The following is a 24,018-nucleotide window of genomic DNA, read 5'->3' as shown; positions in this document are numbered from 1 at the left end:
TCCGGACGGCCGCCCACCCGGGGCTCCGCCGTACTGAACAGGCATTGTGTGCTAAATCCAGCAATTCACAGCAAACTGTGAATTTCACATTATTGACAAGTATATTGACGACTCCCCTTGTATGGCATCAAATTCCTCTCAGCCCCACCATTACCGGCGAGTCTCCCCCTTCGGCGTTTCACCATCGCAGGCGCGCGGCGTACGTGAACATGCCGATGAGTCTCGCCCCCAGGCAGTTCGGCGGACCACGATCACCCCCTCAAAGAACTCGTGGCCGTCGCTCATCAGAAGGAGCACCGCGTGAAACGCTCTGTCGCGTTTGCGCTAGTGACCACGGCGACAAGCATGCTCGTGGCACTGTCGACCGCATCGGCGGGAGCCGCCGGGCTGACCGTCCTCGCCCCGTCGATCGCACCCCCCGACTCCCCCGCGCAGTCCGCCGACCGCATGGTCGAAGCCGAACCGGCTCTCCTCCGGGCCTCGGACAAGGATCGCTTCCAGCGTCACAGCTCCATCGCGGGCAAGGGAGGCCTCACCTACGTCTCCTACACCCGCACCTACTCCGGCCTGCCGGTCTACGGCGGTGACTTCGTCGTCGTCACCAACCCCAGTGGCGGCGTGCTGAGCACGTCGATCGCCCAGACCGAGACCCTGAACGTCGCGACCACTCCGAAGATCGACGCGCAGCAGGCCGCGGAGATCGCCAAGGCCGAGATCACCGATACGGCCGAGGTGTCCGAACCGAAGCTGTCGGTGATGGCCGAAGGCTCCGGACGGCTCGCCTACGAGGTCGTCGTGCACGGCACGGACAACGGGCACGAGAGCAAGCTCCACGTCTTCGTCGACGCCCTGACCGGCGAGATCGCCGAGAAGTCCGACGAGGTCAAGGAGGGCCAGGGGTCGAGCTACTACAACGGCCCGGTCACCATCGGCACCACCCTGTCAGGTTCGACGTACTCCATGACCGACCCGGCCCGCTCGGGCCTGCGCTGCGGCGGTCAGGGCGGCACCGCCTACACCGGGCCTGACGACAGCTGGGGCAACGCCACAGGCACCAACCTGGAGACCGCCTGCGTCGACGCGCTCTATGCGGCGGGCAAGGAATGGGACATGCTGAGCGCGTGGCTCGGCCGCAACGGCATCAACGGCACCGGAGGCGGCTTCCCCGCCAGGGTCGGTCTCTCCGACGTCAACGCCTACTGGAACGGCAGCTACACCAACTTCGGCCGCTCGCAGGACAACCAGCGCCAGGCGACCCCGATCGACGTGGTGGCCCACGAGTTCGGTCACGCCATCTTCCAGACCACGCCCGGCGGTTCGACCGGCAGCAACGAGAAGGGCGGGCTCAACGAGTCCACCGGCGACATCTTCGGCGCGCTGACCGAGTTCTACGCCAACGAGCCGGCCCAGTACGACCCGCCGGACCTCAGCGTGGGCGAGGAGGTCAACCTGGTGGGCAACGGGCCGATCCGCTACATGCACAAGCCGTCGCAGATCTCCGGCCACCCCGACTGCTACTCCTCCTCGGTGCCGAACCTGGAGGTGCACGCGGGAGCCGGCGTCCAGAACCACTGGTTCTACCTGCTCTCCCAGGGCACCAACCCGACCAACGGCCAGCCGGTCAGCCCGACCTGCAACAGCTCCACCGTCACCGGGGTCGGCATCCAGAAGGCCGGCCAGATCTTCATGGGCGCGCTGCAGCGCAAGACCACGGCCTGGACCCACCTGCTCGTCCGCAAGGCGTCGCTGGAGGCCGCGATCCAGCTCTTCCCCGGCTCCTGCGCCGAGTTCAACACGACCAAGGCGGCCTGGGCGGCGGTCAACGTCCCGGCGGCGACGGGCGAGCCCACCTCGTGCTCTGCGGGCAACGACTTCTCCCTGACGCTCAGCCCGACGTCGGCGAACGTACAGCCCGGCCAGCAGGCGACCACGACCGTCGGCACGACGACGACCTCGGGCAGCGCGCAGAGCGTGACGTTCTCGGCGTCCGGCCTGCCCTCGGGCGCCACCGCCGCCTTCAGCCCGGCCTCGGTGACCTCCGGCGCCTCCTCCACCCTGACGATCTCGGTTCCGGCGGGCACCGCGTCCGGCACGTACAACGTGATCGTCACAGGTGACGGGGCCAGCGTCGACAGGACGGCCACCTTCACCCTCACCGTCGGCACGGCGGGCAACGTCGTCTTCAACGACACCTTCGAGACCGCTCTCGGCTGGACCACGAACGCGAGCGGCACCGACACCGCCACGAGCGGGGCATGGGAGCGCGGCGACCCCGCCGCGACCACCTCCGCCGGGACGGGCCTGCAGCTCGGCACCACCGTCAGCGGGACCAACGGGCTGGTCACCGGCCGACTGGCGGGCACCGCCGCGGGCGACTACGACGTCGACGGCGGCCTGACGAGCATCCGCTCACCGGAGATCGCACTTCCCAGCGGCACGCTGACGCTGTCGCTCTCCTGGTATCTCGCCCATCTCAACAACGCCGGCAGCGGCGACTACTTCCGGGTCCGCGTGGTGTCCGGTACGACGAGCACCGTGGTGTTCCAGCAGCTCGGCGCCGCCTCCAACCGGGCCGGAGCCTGGCAGACCGCCACCGTCAACCTGTCCGGCTACGCCGGGCAGTCCGTCCGCCTGCTGATCGAGGCCGCCGACACCTCGACGGCGAGCCTCATCGAGGCCGGAGTCGACGACGTGAAGATCACTACGTCCTGACCCCCGGTCCGGCCGCGGCCCCGGCTCCCACCAGGAGCCGGGGCCGCCCCATGCGGAGGGTGCCCGCCGACGGCGGACCGGAGGTGGTATTCACTGTGAAGATCTCACTGATTTCACCTGTCGGTGCCGATCGACCTGGAAGTCGGTATGTCGCAGCGCGAAAATCATCCGAAGAGAACAAACAGCAAGCTCCGCCAATGGAATGGCACCTTGAATCGTGCCGCTCCGACTCATCGGGCCTTGACTGGCAGCTTTCACATATAACGCCGTCACCCGATATCGAACCATCACACGAAGGGCATACTCCAGAAGTATGACGGCATCGGAATCACCCCCGATACGGCGGGAGTCCGCCTCGCGTTTCGCTTGATCCAAGCCGTCGGTACACACGCGGCCGAGCCCGCCGGACCGGCCGTGGCTCATCGGCCGAGCCCGCCGGTCCAACCGTAGTTCGTCGGACCGGCCGTAGTTCGTCGGACCGGCCGTAGTTCGTCAGGCCGGCAGTGGCGCGTCGGCCCGGTCGTGGCGCGTCGGCCCGGCCACCCCGTCCCTCCTCTCTCCGAACGTTGCTCTAGTGTTTTGAGTCATCCCTCCGCGGCGGCGCCGTGGCCGCACCACCCGGGCGGACGGGGCCCGGCATGGGCACGCCGGCCTGCTGTGCCCCGTGTTCCTCTGGAAGGCTGAGCGTGCGAGCGTTTGTCGTCACCGGCCCGCGCCGGTCCGCGGTGTGCGAGGTCGAGCCACCGGTCCCGGGAGCCGGCCAGGTCGTCGTCGACGTGGAGCGGGCCGGGGTGTGCGGCACCGACGCCGAGTTCTTCTCCGGCGAGATGGACTACCTGCGCCGGGGTCACGCCCACTACCCGATGCGCATCGGGCATGAGTGGTGCGGGACCGTCTCGGCCGTCGGCGACGGTGTCGACCGGAGCTGGATCGGCCGGCGGACCACGGGAGACACCATGCTCGGCTGCGGCCGGTGCCGCCGCTGCCTCACCGGGCTGCAGCACGTGTGCGAGGACCGTTTCGAGATCGGCATCCGCGGCGGATGGCCCGGCGCCCTGGCCGAGCAGTTGCTGGTCCCGGTCACGGCACTGCACGCGCTGCCGGACACGGTCGACGCGGTGGCCGGTGCCCTGGTCGAGCCGGGCGGCAACGCGCTGCGGGCCGTCGAGGGCGCCGCCCTCGGACCGGGGGCCAGGGTGCTGGTGCTCGGCCCGGGCACGATCGGTCTGCTCGCAGCCGGATTCGCACTCGCCCTCGGGGCGGAGGTGCACGTGCTGGGACTATCGGAGCCGTCCCTGGAGTTCGCCCGGACGCTCGGGGTGCACGGCGCGTGGACCGGCGAACGGCTTCCCGCCCTCGCCTTCGACGCCGTCATCGACGCCGCGACCTCCCCCGATCTTCCCACCCGCGCCCTTGACCTGGTGGAGCCGGGCAGACGGGTGGTCTACATCGGCCTGGCGGCGACTCCCAGCACCGTCGACACCCGGACGATGGTGCTCAAAGACGTCACCGCCGTCGGAATCCTGAGCGGTTCGGCCGGGCTGGCAGGCGCGATCCGGCACTACGCCTCGGGGGCGGTGGATCCGCGCCCTCTCGTGGCCGCCACCGTCGGGCTGGACGGCGTGGGCGATGTCCTGGCGGGGTCGCGTCCCGCCGGTTCGGGTCCGGGCCCCAAAATCCACGTGGACCCGCGCCTGTGACCCGCCCCGCGCCCGGGAATCCCCACCTCTCGTTAAAAGATCGACACCATGCCCCGAACGCACGGTAAACGATCTCCGCAGCCGCCCTTTCCCAGGTGATCCGGGGAACCGAGGGCCGCGGCCGGTCGTTCGCCGTTGTGGTTAACATCACCACAACGGGAGAGAGGTATCCGTGGTCTTCAAACGGCTGCTGGGAGCCTTCGGCGTCGGAGGTCCCTCAGTGGACACCGTCCTGGCCGTGGCACGCGTGTCACCCGGCGGGTTCCTGACCGGTGAGGTCAGGATCAAGGGCGGCGATTTCGAGGCGGAGGTCGAGCACATCAGCCTGGGGCTGGTCACCAGGATCGAGACGGAGCACAGCGAGGGCGAACACAGTGGTCTCGGAGAGTTCTTCCGCGCCCAGGTCTCCGGCCCGTTCACCCTGGGGACCGGCGAGGAGCGCACCCTCCCGTTCCGCGTGCCGGTGCCCTGGGAGACGCCGCTCACCGAGGTCCAGGGGCAGCCGTTGAACGGCATGGCCATGGGGGTACGCACCGAACTGGCGATCGCCAAAGCGGTCGACAAGGGCGACCTCGACCCCTTCTCCGTGGCGGCCCTGCCCTCCCAGGAGGCCGTCCTGACGGCCTTCTCCCGGCTCGGCTTCCACTTCAGGAGCGCCGACCTGGAGTCCGGTCACCTGTACGGCGTGCAGCAGCGGCTGCCTTTCTACCAGGAGATCGAGTTCTATCCGCCCCCGCAGTACGCGGGCCGGGTCAACGAGGTCGAGCTGACCTTCGTGGCCGACGCCGGCAGGCTGGACGTCATCCTGGAGGCCGACAAACGCGGCGGGCACGGTGCGGGCCACGACTCCTTCGGGCGTTTCCAGGTGACCCACGAGCAGGCCCTCCAGATGGACTGGGCCGCCGAGATCACCGCCTGGCTGGACAGCCTGACCACGGATCGGCACGGCTCGTCCTACGGCGCCTCATACGGAGGTCACCACGACCACCACGGTCATGGCGGTCACCACGGCGGGCCCGGCATGGGCGCGGTCCTGGCGGCCGGAGCCGCGGGCGCCGCCGGCGGGTTCGTGGCCGCCGAGGTGGTCGACGAGATCGGTGACTTCTTCGAGGGCGACGAGGAAGAGGAGTGACAAGCGGGCGGGCCGCTCCCCGGGGAGCGGCCCGCCCGCCGGCGTTCTCCGCGGCGTCCCGCGTCCCCGTCCCCTGTCCCCGTTCCCGTCCCCCGTTCCCCGTCCCGCGCCCTCGGCGGGCCGGCCGCGAGCGTGGCCGGGCGCCCCGCGCACGCACCCGCCGCCCTGGTCGGGAGGCCCGTGGCGGCCTTGTCCCCATGACAACCAAGACCCATAACACCGCGATAGGGGATTTTTGCCACATCCCCTGGAGCCGTACGGCCAATACCTTGACAGCACCCCCCACAAGGAGTGTGCATGTTAAGTCGAGGTTCTCTTCTGGCCGGCGCCGCCACCGTGGCGCTGTTCCTGGCCGTCGGCGCGGCACCCGCGAACGCCGCGCCCGCCCCCCTCGCCCCCAAGCCCCCGTCCCCTTCGGTCATCGACGCCATGCAGCGTGACCTCGGCCTCACCGCCGAACAGGCCGTCACCCGGCTGGCAAACGAGGAACGCGCGGTGACCACGGAGTCGGCCCTGAGCGGCAAGCTCGGCGCCGCATACGGCGGCGCCTGGCTCAACGGCGACGCCTCCCAGCTCATGGTCGCCACCAGCGACGCCGCCGCGGCCGACGCCATCCGGGCCAAGGGTGCCCAGCCGGTGGTCGTCAGCCGGACCCTAGCGGAGCTCAACGCCGTCAAGGACAGGCTCGACCAGGCGCCGGAACAGGCGAAGGCGGGCGCGTCCCTCTGGTATGTCGACACCCCGACCAACAGCGTCGTGATCCTGGCCGCCCAGCAGGCGGCGGGCGAGGCGCTCGTCGCAGCCGCCGGCGTGGACAAGAACACCGTCCGCGTGGTGGCCTCCGCCGAACGGCCTCAGCCCTTCATCGACATCATCGGCGGCCGGGCCTACTACATCAACGGCAACACCCGCTGCAGCATCGGCTTCTCCGTCACGCGGGGAAGCACCCCCGGCTTCGTCACCGCGGGCCACTGCGGCAGGGCCGGCTACCCCACCACCACCCCGACCGGCACCTTCCAGGGCTCCTCGTTCCCCGGCAACGACTACGCGTGGGTCGCCGCTCCCGGCAACACCCCCAGGCCGTGGGTGCGGGGTTCCGGCGGCGCCAACGTGATCGTGCGCGGTTCCACCCAGGCCGTGGTCGGCTCCTCCATCTGCCGCTCCGGCTCCACCACCGGCTGGCACTGCGGCGTCATCCAGCAGCACAACGCCACCGTGTACTACTCGCAGGGCTCGGTGAGCGGCCTGACCCGTACCACCGTGTGCGCCGAGCCGGGCGACTCCGGCGGGTCGTTCATCTCCGGCAGCCAGGCCCAGGGCGTGACCTCGGGCGGCTCCGGCAACTGCTCCTCCGGCGGCACGACGTACCACCAGCCGGTCAACGAGATCCTGTCCGCCTACGGGCTGACCCTGACCGTCGGCTGATCGCCCTCCCCGCCTCCCCCGTCGTGACGAGCCAGCACCCCGTCACGACGGGCACCCCCCAGGGGCCGGGGAACCCGGAGATCAACCGTCCCGTCATCGGCTCCGATGCGACCCACGGCGGCCCCCAAGGCCGTCCTGCCGGTCACCGACGAGAGCCCTGACGACCCGAGAGCCCCTTCCGGAGGGTCCGCACGCGGATCCGCCGGAAGGGGCTCGACGTCTGCACCCGGAGGGTGCCCGCTCCCCGGGTCGCCGTCCGCGGAGACCCCGGCACCAGACTCCGCGGAGACTTCGGCACCGGACCGGGTCCGGCACACCGTGCGCGGTTCAGACCAGCGGCTTCTCGAAACAGTGCGACCCCTCAAGCCGCTCATAGGGAGCGAAGAGCGGGATGAAGGCGTATCCCTCCCGCTCGTACACCCGCACGGCGTCCGGCTGACGGTCTCCGGTCTGCAGGATGACCCGCACCGCCCCGAGCGCTCGGGCCGCGTCCTCGGCCGCCGCCAGCAGCGCGCGCGCCACACCCGCGCCCCGATGGGACGGGGCCACGTACATCCGCTTGATCTCCAGATCGACGCCGAGCCTGCGCAGCGCGACGTGGCCGACCGGTAGGTCCGGGCCGGCGTAGGCGACCCCGGTGTAGGCGACGGAATCGGACTCGACGTTCATGCCCCGGGGCAGGTAGTCCGGCTTCGAGGCGAGCCGGTCGGCGTACCGGGCGCTCATCTCCTCCTCCATCGCATCGCGCAGCGCGACAGCCGCGGCGTCGTCCCAGCCGACCGACCTGACAACGATCACGTCGGTCCGATCCGCGGATGCGGTCATGTGAAATCTCCCGTCTCCCTGCCACGGCCACCCGAGCCGTTGCGGCCACCCGAGAATCTTGACAGCTCCGGATCCGGAGGCCGTGCCCACCCCCGGGCCCGAGGCGGCAGAGCTCACGGAGGACCACCTCCCGGCCCATTACAGGGCCGGGCAGCAGTCGGTGGCGGCATACCCCGTCCATTACTCAAAGTGTCCGCTTCCGGACAGTCTGTAGACCTGGCGGATGTCGGCAAATAGAAGAAGATGAGCGGTGAGCGGCACCCAGCCGCCTTCCGCCGGGTCAGGGGATGCGGTGAACAGCATCCGGTCGAGCGGCTCGACGCCGACCCATCCGAGAGAGGATCCCATGACCACCCTGCCCACCCCGGTTTCCAGCCTCACCGCGACCGAGATCGAGCGGACCGCCGCCCTGGTACGCGAGGCCGGACTGGCCGGCGAAAGCGTCCGCTTCGTCTACGTCGGCCTGCTCGAACCGCACAAGCAGGAGGTGCTCACGTTCCAGGCCGGCACCGGGCCGAGGCCCGACCGCCGGGCGCGGGTGCTGCTGCTCGATACCGCGACCGGCGACGCCCGGGACGTGACCGTCGACCTCACCGCCGGCGCGGTGGCCGCGATCGTCGACGTCGACGGCTCCCATGGCGGGATGCCGATCCTGGTCGAGGAGTTCATGTCGGTCGACGGGATCCTCGCCCAGGATCCGGCCTGGGCGGACGCGCTGGCCAAGCGCGGCCTGACCACGGAGCAGGTGACATGCGCGCCGCTGTCGGCCGGCGCCTTCGACCTGCCCGGCGAGGAGGGCAGGCGGATCATCCGGGTGCTCTGCTTCGCCGCGCCCGATCCCGACGCTCACGTCTGGGCGCACCCGGTGGACGGGCTGAGCGCCTACGTCGACCTGATCGAGAGGAAGGCGATCGAGGTCATCGACATCGGTGTCTTCCCGCTGCCGGAGGAGCTCAGCAGGTTCCATCTCCCGCAGGGGCGCCCGGCACCGCTGGAGACCCTGCGACCCATCGAGATCACCCAGCCCGACGGTCCGTCGTTCCAGGTCGAGGGCGACCGGATCACCTGGGCGAACTGGTCCTTCCACTTCGGCTTCGACGCCCGCGAGGGCCTGGTGCTCCACCAGCTGGCCTACGCCGACCCCGACCACGACGGCGAACTCCGGCCGGTCGTCTACCGCGCCTCCATCGCCGAGATGGTGGTGCCGTACGGCGACCCGGCGCCGGTCCGGTTCTGGCAGAACTACTTCGACACCGGCGAATACCTCTTCGGCCGGTTCGCGAACTCGCTCACCCTGGGCTGCGACTGCCTCGGCGAGATCCACTACGTCGACGTCGACCTGGCCGACGAGGTCGGCAACGTGCAGCGGATCCCCAACGCGATCTGCCTGCACGAGGAGGACTACGGCACGCTCTGGAAGCACACCGACATCTACACCCCGAACTCGGCCGAAGTCCGCCGCCAGCGCCGCCTGGTGATCTCGTTCTTCACCACGATCGGCAACTACGACTACGGCTTCTACTGGTACCTCTACCTCGACGGCAGGATCGAGTGCGAGGCCAAGCTCACCGGCATCCTCTTCACCTCGGCCTACCGCGGGCTGCGGGAATGGCCCTACGCCAGTGAGGTGGCCCCGGGCCTGGCCGCCCCGTTCCACCAGCACCTGTTCAGCGCCCGCCTCGACATGATGGTCGACGGCGTCCGGAACGCGGTCGACGAGGTCGACGCGGTCCGGGTGCCGGTCTCGCCGGAGAATCCGTACGGCAACGCCTTCAGCTACGCCCGGACCCGGATCGCGAGCGAGGCCGAAGGGGTGCGCAGCGCGGACGCCTCGGTCGGGCGGACCTGGCACGTGGTGAGCACCGAGCGCACCAACCGGCTCGGCCAGCCGACCGGCTACGTGCTGCACGCCGAGCAGAACCCGACCCTGCTGGCCGACCCGTCCTCGTCGATCGCCGCGCGGGCGGCGTTCACCACCCGGGAACTGTGGATCACCCGGTACGCGCCCGAGGAGCGGTACCCGGCCGGCGAGTTCGTCAACCAGAACCCGGGCGGCGACGGTCTGCCGGCGTACCTCGCAGGCGACCGGCCCCTGGACGGTGAGGACGTCGTGCTGTGGCACACCTTCGGCGTGACCCACTTCCCGCGGCCCGAGGACTGGCCGGTGATGCCGGTCGACTATGCCGGATTCTCGTTGACGCCGTACGGGTTCTTCGACCGCAACCCCACGCTGAACGTGCCCGCCGACACGGCCGAACACGGCGGCGGACACTGCCACCACGGCGACTGAGAGGCGGAGACAGAGCAGGTACCGATGGCCGGGCGATACCTCCGACGGTTCCGCTCTCACGGAGCGGAGAACTTCGGGCCTGGTTTTGACGGCTGGGGCTCGGAGGCCACGGTGAAGGACTACGGCGTAGCCGTGGCGATACCGCAGGAGTGCGGCCAGGTGCCTGACCCGTCGATCGGACAGTATCTCCTCAATACGGCCTGCCAGGAGGAGCGGACCGGTGAACCGGGGTTACCGTCACATCCGTTGCCGCCTCCGCGGCTCGATCATGTGGCTGAGACTCCTCGCCTCAACCCCGCAGTGGTAAGGATGCGATGCACAGTCGACGGCGCGATCCCGAGCCGGGTAGCGAGCTGAATCGGACCTTCCCGTAACCGAATTCGCAGGCTGACGCATCGCTTGGTTACCGCTTTGCTCGTCTTGCTCGGCGAGGACTTCGGACGTGACGAGCGGTCGTGCATGGGCTCGCCGGCGAGATAGCGGTCGGCCCGTCGCTTCACGATAGGCCAGGAAACCTGAAACCGAGCGGCAACCTCGCTGATCGGCCACCCGTCCTCGACGAGGAGTCGTGCGACCTTCAGGCGGTGGCGCGGAGCCAGTGCGGCGTTGCGGTGCGACATGGCAAGGCCCCTCCTGGGCCGAACGGCCCAGGAGGGGCCAGTGGGATGTGTTCAGGGTTCGAGCAGGAGCCCGAGGACATGGGCGAACTCTGCCGGCTCGGCGCTTGCGCCGAGGTGGTTGCCGGGCATGTCGATCAGAGGTAGCTCCAGAAGTTCAGCGAGTGATTGGGTCGCCCGGCGCGCCATCTGGTGATGGCTCAGCGAGCCAGCGCACAGCGTCACCGAAACGCGACGGATGGCCTCGATGTCGGGGACGTAGAAGACAGTCGGGCCTGCCATCCGCCCCAGGAAGTAGCGGTTCTTTTCGAGTTCCTCGACCGGTAGCTCGGGTAGCGCCATATGGGCAGGAGGCGTCTGATCTGGTCCTGTGTGGTGGGCAGCGCCGCTGAGGTCAAAGAACTCTTGCACTGCCCGCTGGGGATCAGCCTCTGCAGCTTTGAACGCTGCTACGGCTCGGCCCGCCAGGTCTGCGTCATCCAGGAGGGACACAAGGGGCGGCTCATGCAAGACGGCCCGGCCGACCACGTCAGGATGCTGCTTGCCCAGCTCCAGCAGTGTCACGGCACCACCACTGGTACCGACAAACAGGGCGGGCCCTCCGGTGAACCTGTCGACAAGTGCAGCAAGGTCTTCGGCAAGGACCTCGGGCGTGGGTGCAGCCATCCCTGGGACCGCGCGGCTGGCACCAATACCACGCGGATCGTGGGTGACGACGGTAAACCGGCCTGCAAGCTCATGCGCCAGCGCTGCGAAACCGGCCCGCCCGACCGGCGCGCCGACGAGGAACAGCAGTGGCCCCTCACCCTGGACTTCGAAGGCAATCGTGCAGTCTGGTCGGTCGAGAAGGTCCACCGAACTCGTGATCCGATCACTGAAGTCCGCGATCTTCCGAGTGATCACATCGAGCGCACGGTCCAGCTCCTCGCGCCTATCGTGGACGCGACGGCGATGAGCCGTCAGCAACTCCACTCGGAGCCTGGCCGGATCAGCCACCTTGTCGTCGGCGCCTGTGAACTGCGCGATATCGGCCAGTGGCATCCCTGTCTCACGAAGATGAACCAGCATGCGGATCAGCTCGACGTCGGCCATCGTGTATTGGCGACGCCCCGCACTGTCGCGCCGTGGAGACGGTACAACTCCCTGACGTTCGAAGTACCGTAACGTGTCGGGCGCCAGACCGAGCCACGCCGAGACCTCCGCGATACCAAACAGCTCATCTGCCTTACTCATGCCTCAAGTCTCACCCCTGGACCTCGGTACAGGTCAAACGATCGTCAGCCAGCGGCGGCTTCGACAAACTCGATCAACCTGTCCGGTCAGTACACCTAGACAGGAATTTTGTCCCGCTGGTGCGGGCAAAGGTTGACGATGGCGACCCTCGCTATGTACTCAGACGTATCCAGGTCGAACCCGCTGGTACCGAGGGCCGCAGCCGCGGCGAAGCCTTTTCCTTCCTCCAGCGCCTTGCACATGTCCCAGCCGAGCCGCCCCAGTTTGTAGGAATCAGCGTCCTTCAGCGCTTTCCGCTGCTTCACCGAAGCCGTGAACACGGCTTCGCGTGCCGACGCCGACGGGTCGGGGGTCGGCGTCGGCACCATGCTTGGTTCGGCGTCATCGACCATGGGAAGCGCCTTCGCGGGCATCGGCGTCGAAGCCGACGCCGCCGGCTTCGCCACGGACCTCTCGGCACCGTCGCCCGGCAAGGCGGCCAGGCCTGCCAGTAGGCCGAGTACGCCTACCACCGCGACGACCGCGATGACCGCCACGCCCTTGCCACTCCTCCTGGGCGGCGGAGGTGAGCCTGGCCGCCGTCCGGGTGGCGGACCCATGAGGGGAGGCTGCTGCGGGGGCTGTTGCGGAGGATGCATTTGCGCACCATACGCCCCATATTTAGTGATTTATATGGAACGCCCTATGTGAACACCCGAAAAGGATCATCGGAGTGGCCCGAACCCCACCCGGTCGACCACCGTCCTCGCACTTACCACATCAGGGCCCGCCGCCGGGCCTCACCTAGGATCCGAACTCCGAACAGCTTCTAGGTGAGGCCTCCGGTGGCACGGATGTTCTGGCCGGTGAGCCAGCGGCCGTCGGGACCGGTCAGGAAGGCGACCACGTCCGCCACATCCGCCGGCTGCCCGAGGCGGCCCAGCGGGGTGACCCCGGCGGCCGACCGAAGGGCCTCCTCGGAGTTGGTGCCGCGCAGGAGGTCGGTGTCCGTCGCACCCGGGGAGACCGTGTTGACCGTGATGCCACGCACGCCGAGTTCCAGCGCCGCGACGGCGGTCAGCTGCTCGATCGCGCCCTTGCTGATCACGTAGGGGGCGATGCCAGGTGCGGTACGGAAGGTGTTGAGGGTGGAGATGTTGACGATGCGCCCGTGGTCCCGCATGTGCCTCGCGGCGTGCCGGACGGTCAGGAAGGCGGACTTGGCGTTGACCGCCCCGTCACGGGCGAGACGTTCCACGATCGCCCGGCCGATGCCCCGCGACCCTCCGGTGACGACGGCTGCTCTGCCTTCCAGCGCTCCCACTGCGGCCTCCGTTTCGACAACGACCCAGAGATCGAATCTATGTCAGGTAACCCGCCGAGGCACGCTGCGGCCCGGCATCGGCCGCACCGTACGGCCGCCGCCGGGCGAGAGTACCCGACCGTGGTTTTGGGGGCACCCGCCACGAGGAAGGATCGAAGGGTGAGCCACTCCCATATCAGCGTCTCGGTGGACGCGGCCGCGGAGCCGGAACAGGTGTTCTCCGTGCTGACCGACTGGCCGCGCCATGGCGAGTGGATGGTCCTGACCCGCGCGCACGTCACCGTCGGGGACGGCCGGAGCGAGGGGAGCAGGCTGGCGGCCTTCACCGGGGTGGGCCCGATCGGGTTCCTGGACACCATGGAGATCACCCGGTGGGATCCGCCCACGACCGTGGCGGTACGGCACACCGGGCGTCTGGTGCGCGGCACCGGGGTCTTCCGGGTGCTGCCCCGCGAGGGCGGTGGCAGCACGATCGTCTGGGAGGAAGAGCTCGACCTGCCGTTCGGCCCGGCCGGGCGGCTCGGCTGGCCGCTGGTCAGGCCGGCGAACGAGGCGCTGTTCCGGCTCTCGCTCCGCCGGCTGGCCGAGCTCAGCGGCCGGTGAACCCAGCCGGTCGGCGGCGCGAGGACCGGTGGGCCCGGCGCCGGTAAGGCAAGAACCGGTGAGCTCGGCGGCCGGTGAGGTCGGCGGCCGGTGAGGTCAGCGGCCGGTGAGGTCGCGGCTGGAGTCGCGGGCGGGCGGGTGGCCAGGCTCGTCCCGGATGACCTCGCCGTGGATGACCGGTCCGGAGCCGGAGCGCTGGTCGCGCATGACGTCGAAGGGTGTGCCCGGGCCGCCGAACGGTGAGCCGAGGCCGGGACCGCCCGCCTTGCCGGCGAGCTTCTCGATACGGCGGGCGAGGAACCGGGCGCCGAGCCCGCGCATCAGCGGCTGGGTGAACGGCAGGATGAACAGCAGGCCGACGATGTCGGTGAGGAAGCCCGGCACCGCCAGCAGCACCCCGCCCGCGATGGTCATGGCACCGCCGGAGGCGCCCGGCTCAGGCATCCGGCCGGTCTGCATCGCGTCCTGGAGCTTGCGCCAGGCCTTGCGGCCCTCCCTGCGGACGACCATGGAGCCGAGCAGGCTTCCCGCGGCCAGCAGGGCGATCGCGGGCCAGACTCCGATGGCCTGGCCGACCTGGACGAACACCAGAATCTCCAGGACGGGGACCGCCAGGAAGGCAAGGACCAGCAGAAGGCGCATCATTTCCTCAACTCACGCGACAGCCGTACAACCATGACAACGCCGCCGGGCGTCGCCGCGTTCCGCGTTCGCTCAGCGTGGACGGCGCAGGCGCTGGGGAAGGCCGGAGAAGCCCCACACGGTGACCCGCCATGCCGCCTCTCCCACCACACCCCGGCTCATCTTGCTGGCCCCGACGGTGCGCTCCACGAAGGTGATGGGCACCTCGACGACGCGCAGGCCGTTCCGGATGGTGCGCAGGGTCAGGTCCACCTGGAAGCAGTAGCCCTGGGACTCCACGTCGTCCAGGCCGATCTTCTCCAGGGTGGAGGCGCGGTAGGCGCGGAACCCCGCGGTGGCGTCGCGGACCGGCAGGCCGAGCATCATCCGGGTGTAGAGGTTGCTGCCGCGCGAGAGGAACTCCCGCGAGCCGGGCCAGTTGACGACCTTTCCACCGGGCACCCACCGTGAGCCGATCGACAGGTCGGCCCCGTCGGACAGCGCGTCCAGCAGCTTGGGCAGCTCCTCCGGCTGGTGGGAGCCGTCGGCGTCCATCTCCACCAGGACGTCGTAGCCCTGTTCCAGACCCCAGCGGAAACCGGCGATGTAGGCGGCGCCGAGGCCCTGCTTGCCCGGCCGGTGCAGCACGTGGACGTGGTCGTCCTCGGCCACCAGGCCGTCGGCGATCGCGCCGGTGCCGTCGGGACTGTTGTCGTCGGCGATCAGCAGGTGCGCCTCGGGCAGTGCGGCGCGCACCCGACCGACGATCATCGGCAGGTTCTCCCGCTCGTTGTAGGTCGGGACGATGACGAGCACCCGGCCCAGCATCCGATCCATCACGCGTCTCCCACCTGCTGGTCGCCTTCCTGGTTCACCGAGTGCACCAGGTTACGGGGCCTGCGCCGCCATCCGGCGGCCAACGCGCCCGCACTCACAAGTATCAGGGCCCATTCGGGCAACGCCCCCACGCGTGTCGCGATGGTTTCGGCAGTTCTGACCGGAATGCTCAGTACGTTCGATGCGGGGACAAGCTCTCCGGTGCGCCAGGCCACTGCGCCGTCGGGGGTCACATATGCGGATATACCCGTTATGGCGGACGTTACTACCGCCCGGTTGTGCTCGACGGCGCGCAGCTGGGACATGGCGAGCTGCTGCGGCGGCAGGTTGGTCAGCGCGTAGGTGGCGTTGTTGGTCTGCACCACCAGCGGGGTGGCACCCGTCCGGGCGGTGTCGCGCACGACACCGTCGAAGGCCACCTCGTAGCAGTTGATCGCGCCCACCGTCACCGGGCCCATCCTCAGGTCGCCGTCGCGGGTGCCCGGCACCGACTGCTTGCCGACCATGGCCGCCCTCTCGAACAGGGCCAGCACGAGGTCCTTGAGCGGGGTGTACTCCCCGAACGGGACGAGCTGCTGCTTGTCGTAGTAGGCGCCGGGGCCGGTGACGGGGTCCCATACCAGGCTGCGCGTCGCGCGGTTGTCCTCTCCGACGCCGACCACCGCGCCGACCAGGACGGGCACCCCGATGTCCTTCACCGCCGCGTCGATCTCCCGGTAGGCGACGTCGCTGCGGTAGGGGTCGATGTCGGTGGAGTTCTCCGGCAGCACCACCAGGTCCGGCCGGGGCGTCCGCCCCTCCCGTACGGCACGTGCCATCTCATGGAGCATGCCGGTGTGGTTGCGCAGCACCACCGCGGGTTCGTCCCCCAGGGGATCCATCCCCCGCCCCGGCACGTTGCCCTGGATGACGCCGACGGTCACGGTCCTGCCCTCGTCGCCGAACCGGGGGACGGCGAACGCCGCGGCCGGTACGGCCAGCACTCCGGCCAGCGGCAGGGCGATCGCCCGATCCCAGCGGGGGGCGGCGGCGAGACGGAGCGCCAGCAGCGCGATCAGGCCACCGCACAGGGCCACCGCGAAGGTCACCAGCGGTGCCCCGCCGAGCGCCGCGTAGGGGGTGAAGACCGACTGCCCCTGGCTGAAGGCCACCCGGGCCCAGGGGAAACCACCGACGGGGAACATCCCCCGCGCCCACTCCATCGCCACCCACAGCGCGGCGCTCCACAACGGCCACAGAGGCAGCCGGACGGTCAGGGCGACACCGGCGGCCCAGGCCGAGTAGAAGAGGCTCTCGATCGCCACCAGGCCCAGCCAGGCGTCCACTCCGATCGGGCTCACCCAGTGCAGCGCGGGCAGCAGGAAGGCCAGTCCGGTCAGGAGGCCCAGCAGCAGCGCGCGGCGCGGGCGCGAGCCGTACACCGAGAGAACGGCGAGTGCCAGGCCGAACGGGGCCAGGAACCACAGTCCGAGCGGAGGGAAGGCGAGGAAGAGCAGCAGGCCGCCCACGAGCGCGGCCGCGATCCGGGCCGGGAACGCCCGGCGTGCGGTGGCGAAAGCCGTCCGTCCAGGTGGCGAGCCTGCGACCGGGCCCTCCGCCGGCGCTCCCGGCGCCGGGGTGGCGGTCTTCTCCTGAACCACGGACGGGCTCCTTGCGGTGTCGTGCGGACGCTTGCGCCCGGTCTTTCCCAGCCCAGACCGTCGGCCGGTCTCTCCGGCCCGGTTCTCTCACCGGCTTTCCAGCTCGAACGCTACCGCCCGGCGGGGCTCACCCCCAACAGGGAGAGGGGGGTGCGAGCGCGGCAACGGGGTGATCCCCGGGGGCGGATGGACGCCCCTGGGGATCACCCCGGCGCCTGCGACGCTCGGCACGGGAGCGGGAAGAGGGCCCGGACAACCCTTCGGACCGGTTCCGTCCCGTCGGCGGCGAGCGCGGATTGCCGTTGTCTACTGGGTGTCCGGACCCCTCCTGGGTCCAACCCCCCGCCCGGTCGGGGTGCCCCGCCCCGACGGAACGACGGCCCTGCGCCTGGCTGTAGGACGGGGTCATCCCCCGTCACGGGCGCAGGAACCGACGATGTCAGGGACGGCCGACCGGCCAGTCCCGTGCTGGACTGGGCAGCAAACTACCGACCCCAGCGCAGATGTCAACCATGTCACTAACAGCGGAAACATCAAGTTTTCGCAGCTGGGACATGATCGACGAGAGCCGTCAATGGTCTCATGTGATCGAATGTCTCTCAAGTCGAACGAGCGCATCGGGAAGCGGACCGGTATGGACGACGCCAAGCCGCTGCGTCGCGCGGGTCATCGCCACGTAAAGATCGCTCGCTCCACGAGGGGATTCCCGCAGGATCAGCTCCGGCTCCACCACGATGACCGCGTCGAACTCCAGTCCCTTGGCCTGGGTGGCCGTCAGGACCGCCGCCGGGGCGTCCAGGGCCGCGGCCCCCGGGCCGGCGACCGCGCCGCCGACCGCCTGGGTCACGATCTCGCCGAACTCTCCCACCCTGGACTCCGGTACGATCACGACCAGGCGTCCGCCCTCGACGACCTCCGCCTTGACCAGGCCGGCCAGCGCCTCCACCGGGGAGGCGGCCCAGGGACCGGTCCCCGTCTCCCGGACCGAGGTGGGCGCGACGAGATCGGGACCGACCAGTTTCAGCACGTCGGCGGCGACCGCCATCAGTTCGGCCGGAGTGCGGTAGTTGACGCTGAGATGCTCCTCACGCCAGCGCCCGGACACGTACGGGTCGAGCACCCGGCCCCAGGAATGTGCCCCCGCCGAGGAACCGGTCTGCGCCAGGTCGCCGACGATCGTCATCGACCTGGTCGGGACCCGCCGCATCACCATCCGCCAGTCCATCGCCGACAGCTCCTGCGCCTCGTCCACGATGACGTGCCCGAAGGCCCAGGTGCGGTCGGCGGCGGCGCGCTCGGCGGTGGTCAGGTAGACGTCGTCGCCCAGGTGCCTGGAGGCGAACTTCTCGGCGTCCATGATGTCCGACAGCCCGGTCATCTCCAGCACCTCCTTGGCGTAGGTGAGCTGGTGCCGGCGCTCGTCCAGGGCGGCGGCGCGCCGGGCCGCCTGCTCCTCCTCGGCGATCCACGCCCCGGCCCGCAGCACCGCCGGGTCGATGTCGCCGAGGAGCTCGGCGGCCTCGTCCAGCAGCGGGACGTCGGACTCGGCCCACCAGTCCTGCCCCTGGCGGGGAGGCTCGCGCAGCAGCAGTTCGCGCTCGGCCGCGCCGAACTCGCCCGCGGCGTAGTCCAGCCGCTCCCGGGAGGTGAACAGCCCGATGAGGAGCTGCTGGGGGGTGGTGTAGGGCCACAGCCTGTTCAGCGCGGCCTTGACGGGCCGCTCCGTACGGAGGTCCTCCCGGATGTCGGCCAGCTCGTCATCGTCGATCATGCCCTTGCCGAGCTGGCGTGCGGCCTGCCGGGCGAGTGCGTTGAGCAGGTGCCGAACGAAGATCCCCCGCGCCTCGTTGTGCGGTTTCCTGGAGCGGATCGCCCGTGCACGGGCGGCGTCCAGGACGCGGCCGTCGAGCCTGAGGGTGTAGCGGTCGAGACGGATGTCGACCGGCTGGCGCGGCACCCGCTGCCGCTCCCGTACGGCCCTCGCCACCACCTCGGCCATCCGCGCGTCCCCCTTGAGCTCGGCCACCTCGGACCGTTCCCGGACCGTGGCGGTGACCCCCGGGTACAGCTCGGCGACCGTGGACAGCAGCACGTCGGTCTCGCCCAGGGAGGGCAGCACCTGCTCGATGTAGCGCAGGAAGGTCAGGTTGGGCCCGAGGATGAGCACGCCCCGGCGGGCGAGCTTGTCACGGTGGGTGTAGAGCAGGTAGGCCGCCCGGTGCAGGGCCACCACGGTCTTGCCCGTGCCGGGACCGCCCTGCACGACCAGCACGCCACCCAGGTCCGAACGGATGATGCGGTCCTGCTCGGACTGGATGGTGGCCACGATGTCGCGCATCCGCCCGGTGCGCTTGGCCGCGATCGAGGCCAGCAGGGCCGCCTCCCCGTTGAGCGTGGCCACGTCGTCGTCGGTGAGGTTGTCGAGGTCGAGCAGGTCGTCGTCGACCCCGATCACCTTGCGCCCCTTGGTCTGCAGGTGACGGCGGCGGGTGACGCCCATCGAGGCGGCGGGGGTGGCCCCGTAGAACGGCTGGGCCACCGGCGCCCGCCAGTCGATCAGCAGCCGCCGCTGCTCGTCGTCGGCGAGACCGATGCGGCCGATGTAGAGCGAGGTGTGGTCGGCGTTGTCGAGCCGCCCGAAGCACAGACCGTTCTCGACCGCCCACAGTCGGCCCAGCCGTTCGGCGTACATCCCGGCGAAGGTGTCGCGCTCGGAGCGGTTCTGGTGGGTGCCGCCGCCCCCGCCCTGTGCCAGCACTCCGTCCAGCTGCCGCTGGGTGCGTTCGCGCAACAGGTCGAGCCGTGCGTAGAGACCGGAGACGTACTCCTGCTCTTTGGCGAGCTCGAGTTGACGGGTTGCCGTCGCTCCATTATCGTTGATAGTAATGGGATACTCCGGGCCTTTGACTGGTTGTTGTGACAAACCATCACCCTAGCAGGTCCGTCGAGATGTTCACCCCTCCTGCGGCCATCACAGGTTGGTTGCAGCGCCTTTCCCACGTGACGGATTCCATTCGCACTCCTTGGATTCGCCTCCGATGAGGCACCCCTCTTCCCAACCATGCGACGCAGGCGACTGCCACGAGCGCGCCAAGCCGGAAGAGCCGTGACCCGGCCCACAGCCATCCCCCAGCCTGCGGCCGAGCTCTACCGGCTCGACCCGGCCCACCGGCAGGGTCAGGCGGACTCGTCGGGCTTGACGGCGCCCGGCGCGGCCGGCTCGGGGGCACGGTGTTCGTAGGGCGTGCTCAGCACGACCGTCGTCCGGGTCGAGACGTTGGCCGAGGTGCGGATCTGGTTGAGCAGCTCCTCCAGGGCGATCGGCGAGGCCACCCGCACCTTGAGGATGTAGCTCTCGTCGCCGGCCACGCTGTGGCAGGCCTCGATGGCGCTCAGGTGGGCCAGCCGGTCGGGGGCGTCGTCGGCGGCGGCGGGATCGATCGGCTTGATGGAGACGAAGGCGGTGAGCGAGAGCCCGATCGCGTCATAGTCCACCAGCGCCGCGTATCCCCGCAGCACACCACGCTTCTCCAGCCGGCGCACCCTCTGGTGAACCGCCGACACCGACAGCCCGGTCTCCCTGGCCAGGTCGGTGAAGCTCATCCGGCCGTCCTCGGCCAGCAACGTCACGATCCGGCGGTCGATCTCCTCCACCCGGTCAACGGTAACGGCACCGGCGGCCACCCGCGCCCTTCCCGGGTCACGGCATGGTCCCAACCCGCTCCGCCCCGGCTCTCCCGGACGGCCCGCTCCGGCGGTCACCGGGCTTCGGCGGCCTCCTCCGTCTCCGTTCCCGTCGCCTTGGAGACCTCGGCGTCCTTGGCGTTCTCGGCGGCCTCCAAGGCCTCCGAGGACGCCGGAGCCTCCTCCTGCGGCGCGACCGTGATGGGCAGCGTGATGTGGAAGCGGGCCCCCTCGGCGTGCTCGGTGTCGAGCCAGATCTTCCCCTGGTGCTGTTCCACGATCTTCCGGCAGAGCGCCAGGCCGATCCCGGTGCCGCCGTAGGCGTCCCGGTGGTGCAGCCGCTGGAAGATCACAAAGATCTTGTCGGCGAAGTTGGGAGCGATGCCGATCCCGTTGTCGGTCAGGGTCATCGACCACTCCCCGTCGCGCTCCTCGGCCTCGATCCGGACGTGCGGCCGGCGGCCGGGGCTGCGGAACTTCAGGGAGTTGCCGATCAGGTTCTGCCAGAGCATCACGAACTGGGTCCGGTCGCCGACGATCACCGGCAGGTCGCCGACCTCGATCTCCGCCTCGGACTCCTCCACGGCGGCGGAGAGGTTGACCAGCGCCCTGTCGACCACGTCGTTGAGGTCCATCTCGACGGGCTCCTGGTGGACGCGCCCCACCCGGGAGAAGGTGAGCAGCTCGTTGATGAGTACCTGCATGCGCTTGGCTCCGTCGACGGCGAAGTCGATGTAGGTGTTGGCCCTGTCGTCGAGCTGGGAGGCGTAGCGCTGCTGGAGCATCTGGCAGAAGGAGGCGATCTTACGCAGGGGTTCCTGCAGGTCGTGGGAGGCGACGTAGGCGAACTGCTCCAGCTCGGCGTTGGAGCGTTTCAGCTCCTCCGCCTGCACGGCGATCTGCTGCCGGGAGGCGCGGGCCTCCGCCAGTTCGCTGACGATCCGCTTGCGCATCGCCTCCATGTCACCGGCCAGCGCGGCGAGGTCGGCGGGCCCGCCGGTGTCGACGTGGTGCTCGAAGTCACCGCCGGTGACCCGGCGCGAGGCCTCACCCAGGCGTGCCAGGGGGTTGAACACCGCGATCCGCAGAAGCACCGCCACCGCGACGATGGTGACCAGGAAGGCGACGAGGATGGCGAAGAAGGTCATGTCCCGGAGCGTGCGGGCGTCGTCGAGGCCGATACGTGCGGCATCCCTGGCCCGCTCCCAGGCGGCGCTCTGGTCGGTGAGCGCGCCACGGACCGTGTCGAAGGCCCGCTTGCTCTCCTCCGCCTGTTCGGAACTGACGGTCTCCGGCCCGGAGGCGCGCACGGACGCGATCATCGGCTCCGCGTAGCGGGCGCGCCACTGGGCGCTCAGCCGCTCCACCGCGGCCAGCTCGTCCATCGCGCCCGCGGCCGGTGCCACCAGGCGGGTCTGCGACAACGCGACGCCCTGGTCACGCCGTCCTTCCTCATAGGGCTGGAGGAACTCCTCCTTGCCGCTGATGACGAAGCCCCGCAGCCCCGTCTCCTGGTTCACCAGGGCCGTCTGAAGGCGCTCCGACTGGATCCTGCCCACCGATATCTCGTCGATGAGGCGGTTGGAGGCCTGCGCCGCGTTCTGCAGGACGACGGCGCCGACCACCGCGGAGGCGGCCAGCAGCACGGCCATGGCCAGCAGCACGACGTTGAACCACGTCTGCGCGCTCCAACGGCCGCGCCGGAGTTCGGCCGGGCGTATCTGGTCGGTGGTCATCGAATCTCATCTCGCGGGATCTCGGTCCGCCTGGAACAGCGGAAAACCGACAGCTGACGAAAGATACCGGAACAGCACCCCCCCTTTGTAAAGGATCACGTCCTTCGACGGCCCTCGGTTGCACGCCGTCCGGGACGGAGGTGCGAAGCTGGTGCGACGGGCGCCGTCATGACGACCGCGGCGATCGGCCTGTTCGCTCCTGGGAGGTAGCTGTGTCCGACGAGTTCGACGTGATCGTGGTGGGCGCCGGTCCCGCCGGGGAGAACGCCGCGGCCCGCGCGGCCCGCGGAGGGCTGAGCGTCGCGGTGGTGGAGACGGAACTGGCCGGCGGGGAGTGCTCCTACTGGGCCTGCATCCCCAGCAAGGCCCTGTTGCGCCCGGTGGAGCTCGCCGCCGAGGTCGGCCGGGTCCCCGGCCTGACGCTGGGACCGATCGACGTCGACGCCGTGCTCGCCCGGCGTGACGAGGCCGTGTCCCATCTGGACGACAGCAACCAGGTGAAATGGGTCAAGAGCATTCCGGCGGAGTTCATCCGGGGATACGGGCGGCTGCGGGGCCCCCGGCAGGTCGAGGTGACCGCCCCCAACGGCGCCACCCGCCTGCTCCGTGCCCGGCACGCCGTCGTGCTGGCCACCGGCAGCCGGCCGGTGACACCGCCGGTCCCCGGCCTGGCGGAGGCCGCGCCATGGCTGAGCCGCGAGGCGACCGGCGTCACCGCCGTCCCGAGGCGGCTGGCCGTACTGGGCGGCGGTGTGGTGGCCTGCGAGATGGCACAGGCTCTGCACGGGCTCGGTGCCCGGGAGACGACGATGCTGGTGCGCGGGCACGCGCTGCTCGGCCGGGTGGAGCCGCTCGCCGGAGAACTGCTGGCCGCCTCACTCGCCGACGCCGGCATCGCGGTCCGTACCGGCGTCCAGGTCACCGGGGTGAAGCGGCCCGAGCCGGGCGGCCCGGTGACCGTTCACTTCGCCGAGGGGCCACCGCTGGAAGCCGACGAACTGCTGGTGGCCACCGGCCGCCGGCCGGCGACCCGCGACGTCGGCCTCGACACCGTCGGCCTGCCGGAGACCGGACCGGTGCCGGTCGACGACAGCATGCGCGCGACCGGGGTCGCCGACGGCTGGCTGTACGCCGTGGGCGACGTCAACGGCCGCAACCTGCTCACCCACATGGGCAAATACCAGGGCCGGGTGTGCGGCGACGTCATCGCGGCGCGGGCCAACGGCGGGCCCGACGACCTGCCGGCGATGCGCGCCGTGGCCGACGGGTACGGCGCGCCGCAGGTGGTCTTCACCGACCCCCAGGTCTGCGCGGTCGGCCGCACCGAGGCGCAGGCCCGTGCGGAGGGCTTCGACGTCCGTGCGGTCGAGTACGACCTGGGCACGGTGTCCGGCGCCTACCTGCGCGGCGACGGCTACCGGGGCAGGGCGAAGGCCGTCGTGGACGAGCGCAGGCGCGTCCTGCTGGGCGTGACCTTCGTCGGGCCGGACGTGGCCGAACTGCTGCACTCGGCGACGGTCGCCGTCACCGCCGAGGTGTCTCTGGACCGGCTCTGGCACGCCGTCCCGTCCTTCCCCACCGTGAGCGAGGTCTGGCTGCGACTGCTGGAGGAGTACGGGCTCTGACCCGTACGGAGCAGAGCGGGGCCGCCCGGCCCCGC

The 24,018-nt window shown here is 70.2% G+C and carries 17 protein-coding genes and 1 pseudogene; 7 read left to right on the top strand and 11 right to left on the bottom strand.

Going from position 1 to position 24,018, the window contains the following annotated elements; genetic code table 11:
• Positions 1–300: 300 nt before the first annotated feature.
• The 4 genes from OHA77_RS38010 (at position 301) to OHA77_RS37995 (ending at position 6,969) form a co-directional block, all read left to right on the top strand.
• On the top strand, positions 301–2,712 hold the full coding sequence (locus OHA77_RS38010) for a M4 family metallopeptidase (protein WP_326823372.1): 2,412 nt from the start codon (positions 301–303) through the stop codon (positions 2,710–2,712).
• Between the two features lie 686 nt (positions 2,713–3,398).
• Positions 3,399–4,412, top strand: coding sequence for a zinc-binding dehydrogenase (locus OHA77_RS38005; RefSeq protein WP_406314003.1), 1,014 nt, complete (start codon positions 3,399–3,401; stop codon positions 4,410–4,412).
• Positions 4,413–4,584: 172 nt separating this feature from the next.
• Complete coding sequence (locus tag OHA77_RS38000; protein WP_406314001.1) at positions 4,585–5,544, top strand: sporulation protein; 960 nt, start codon at positions 4,585–4,587, stop codon at positions 5,542–5,544.
• Between the two features lie 297 nt (positions 5,545–5,841).
• Positions 5,842–6,969 (top strand): S1 family peptidase, encoded by a 1,128-nt coding sequence (locus OHA77_RS37995; RefSeq protein ID WP_406313999.1) that lies wholly within the window; start codon positions 5,842–5,844, stop codon positions 6,967–6,969.
• 327 nt (positions 6,970–7,296) lie between these two features.
• On the opposite strand, the gene OHA77_RS37990 is transcribed toward OHA77_RS37995, so the two are convergent.
• Positions 7,297–7,794: a GNAT family N-acetyltransferase gene (locus tag OHA77_RS37990; RefSeq protein WP_406313997.1), complete on the bottom strand. Its 498-nt coding sequence runs from the start codon at positions 7,792–7,794 to the stop codon at positions 7,297–7,299.
• Positions 7,795–8,140: 346 nt separating this feature from the next.
• Here OHA77_RS37990 and OHA77_RS37985 point away from each other — a divergent pair, with 346 nt between their 5' ends.
• Positions 8,141–10,084 (top strand): primary-amine oxidase, encoded by a 1,944-nt coding sequence (locus OHA77_RS37985; RefSeq protein WP_406313996.1) that lies wholly within the window; start codon positions 8,141–8,143, stop codon positions 10,082–10,084.
• A gap of 284 nt (positions 10,085–10,368) precedes the next feature.
• Here the strand turns inward: OHA77_RS37985 and OHA77_RS37980 are convergent.
• From OHA77_RS37980 to OHA77_RS37965, 4 genes and pseudogenes are all read right to left on the bottom strand, one after another.
• Positions 10,369–10,704, bottom strand: a pseudogene (locus OHA77_RS37980) (helix-turn-helix domain-containing protein); the annotation flags it as partial.
• A gap of 51 nt (positions 10,705–10,755) precedes the next feature.
• The gene (locus OHA77_RS37975) at positions 10,756–11,934 is read right to left on the bottom strand and encodes an alpha/beta fold hydrolase (RefSeq protein WP_406313994.1); all 1,179 of its coding nucleotides are present in this window, start codon (positions 11,932–11,934) and stop codon (positions 10,756–10,758) included.
• A 95-nt stretch (positions 11,935–12,029) separates the two neighbouring features.
• Positions 12,030–12,470 carry a DUF732 domain-containing protein gene (locus tag OHA77_RS37970; protein WP_406313993.1) on the bottom strand — a complete coding sequence of 147 codons (441 nt, stop codon included), beginning with the start codon at positions 12,468–12,470 and terminating at the stop codon, positions 12,030–12,032.
• A 272-nt stretch (positions 12,471–12,742) separates the two neighbouring features.
• Complete coding sequence (locus OHA77_RS37965; RefSeq protein ID WP_406313991.1) at positions 12,743–13,237, bottom strand: SDR family oxidoreductase; 495 nt, start codon at positions 13,235–13,237, stop codon at positions 12,743–12,745.
• Between the two features lie 159 nt (positions 13,238–13,396).
• Here OHA77_RS37965 and OHA77_RS37960 point away from each other — a divergent pair, with 159 nt between their 5' ends.
• Positions 13,397–13,840 (top strand): SRPBCC family protein, encoded by a 444-nt coding sequence (locus OHA77_RS37960; RefSeq protein WP_406313989.1) that lies wholly within the window; start codon positions 13,397–13,399, stop codon positions 13,838–13,840.
• Between the two features lie 96 nt (positions 13,841–13,936).
• Here OHA77_RS37960 and OHA77_RS37955 read toward each other — a convergent pair whose 3' ends face one another.
• The 6 genes from OHA77_RS37955 to OHA77_RS37930 all read right to left on the bottom strand — a co-directional run bounded on the left by OHA77_RS37955 (position 13,937) and on the right by OHA77_RS37930 (position 22,358).
• On the bottom strand, positions 13,937–14,482 hold the full coding sequence (locus OHA77_RS37955; RefSeq protein WP_406313987.1) for an FxsA family protein: 546 nt from the start codon (positions 14,480–14,482) through the stop codon (positions 13,937–13,939).
• Positions 14,483–14,554: 72 nt separating this feature from the next.
• A complete protein-coding gene (locus OHA77_RS37950; protein WP_326823384.1) occupies positions 14,555–15,298 on the bottom strand; it encodes a polyprenol monophosphomannose synthase in 744 nt (247 codons plus the stop codon).
• Positions 15,298–16,938: an apolipoprotein N-acyltransferase gene (lnt, locus tag OHA77_RS37945; RefSeq protein ID WP_406313986.1), complete on the bottom strand. Its 1,641-nt coding sequence runs from the start codon at positions 16,936–16,938 to the stop codon at positions 15,298–15,300. Before lnt ends, OHA77_RS37950 begins: the two co-directional genes overlap by 1 nt.
• 580 nt (positions 16,939–17,518) lie before the next feature.
• On the bottom strand, positions 17,519–19,861 hold the full coding sequence (locus tag OHA77_RS37940; protein ID WP_406313984.1) for a HelD family protein: 2,343 nt from the start codon (positions 19,859–19,861) through the stop codon (positions 17,519–17,521).
• Positions 19,862–20,115: 254 nt separating this feature from the next.
• On the bottom strand, positions 20,116–20,592 hold the full coding sequence (locus tag OHA77_RS37935) for an AsnC family transcriptional regulator (RefSeq protein WP_326823386.1): 477 nt from the start codon (positions 20,590–20,592) through the stop codon (positions 20,116–20,118).
• Positions 20,593–20,696: 104 nt separating this feature from the next.
• Positions 20,697–22,358, bottom strand: coding sequence for an ATP-binding protein (locus tag OHA77_RS37930; RefSeq protein WP_406313982.1), 1,662 nt, complete (start codon positions 22,356–22,358; stop codon positions 20,697–20,699).
• Positions 22,359–22,570: 212 nt separating this feature from the next.
• On the opposite strand from OHA77_RS37930, the gene OHA77_RS37925 reads away from it, so the two are divergent.
• Positions 22,571–23,983 carry a dihydrolipoyl dehydrogenase family protein gene (locus OHA77_RS37925; RefSeq protein WP_406313980.1) on the top strand — a complete coding sequence of 471 codons (1,413 nt, stop codon included), beginning with the start codon at positions 22,571–22,573 and terminating at the stop codon, positions 23,981–23,983.
• Positions 23,984–24,018: the final 35 nt, after the last annotated feature.

The organism is Streptosporangium sp. NBC_01639, from assembly GCF_045209755.1.
In the GTDB taxonomy this organism is placed as follows: Bacteria; Actinomycetota; Actinomycetes; order Streptosporangiales; family Streptosporangiaceae; genus Streptosporangium.
Note: the sequence above shows the minus strand (reverse complement) of the source record. Positions and strands in the feature narration are given on the sequence as shown.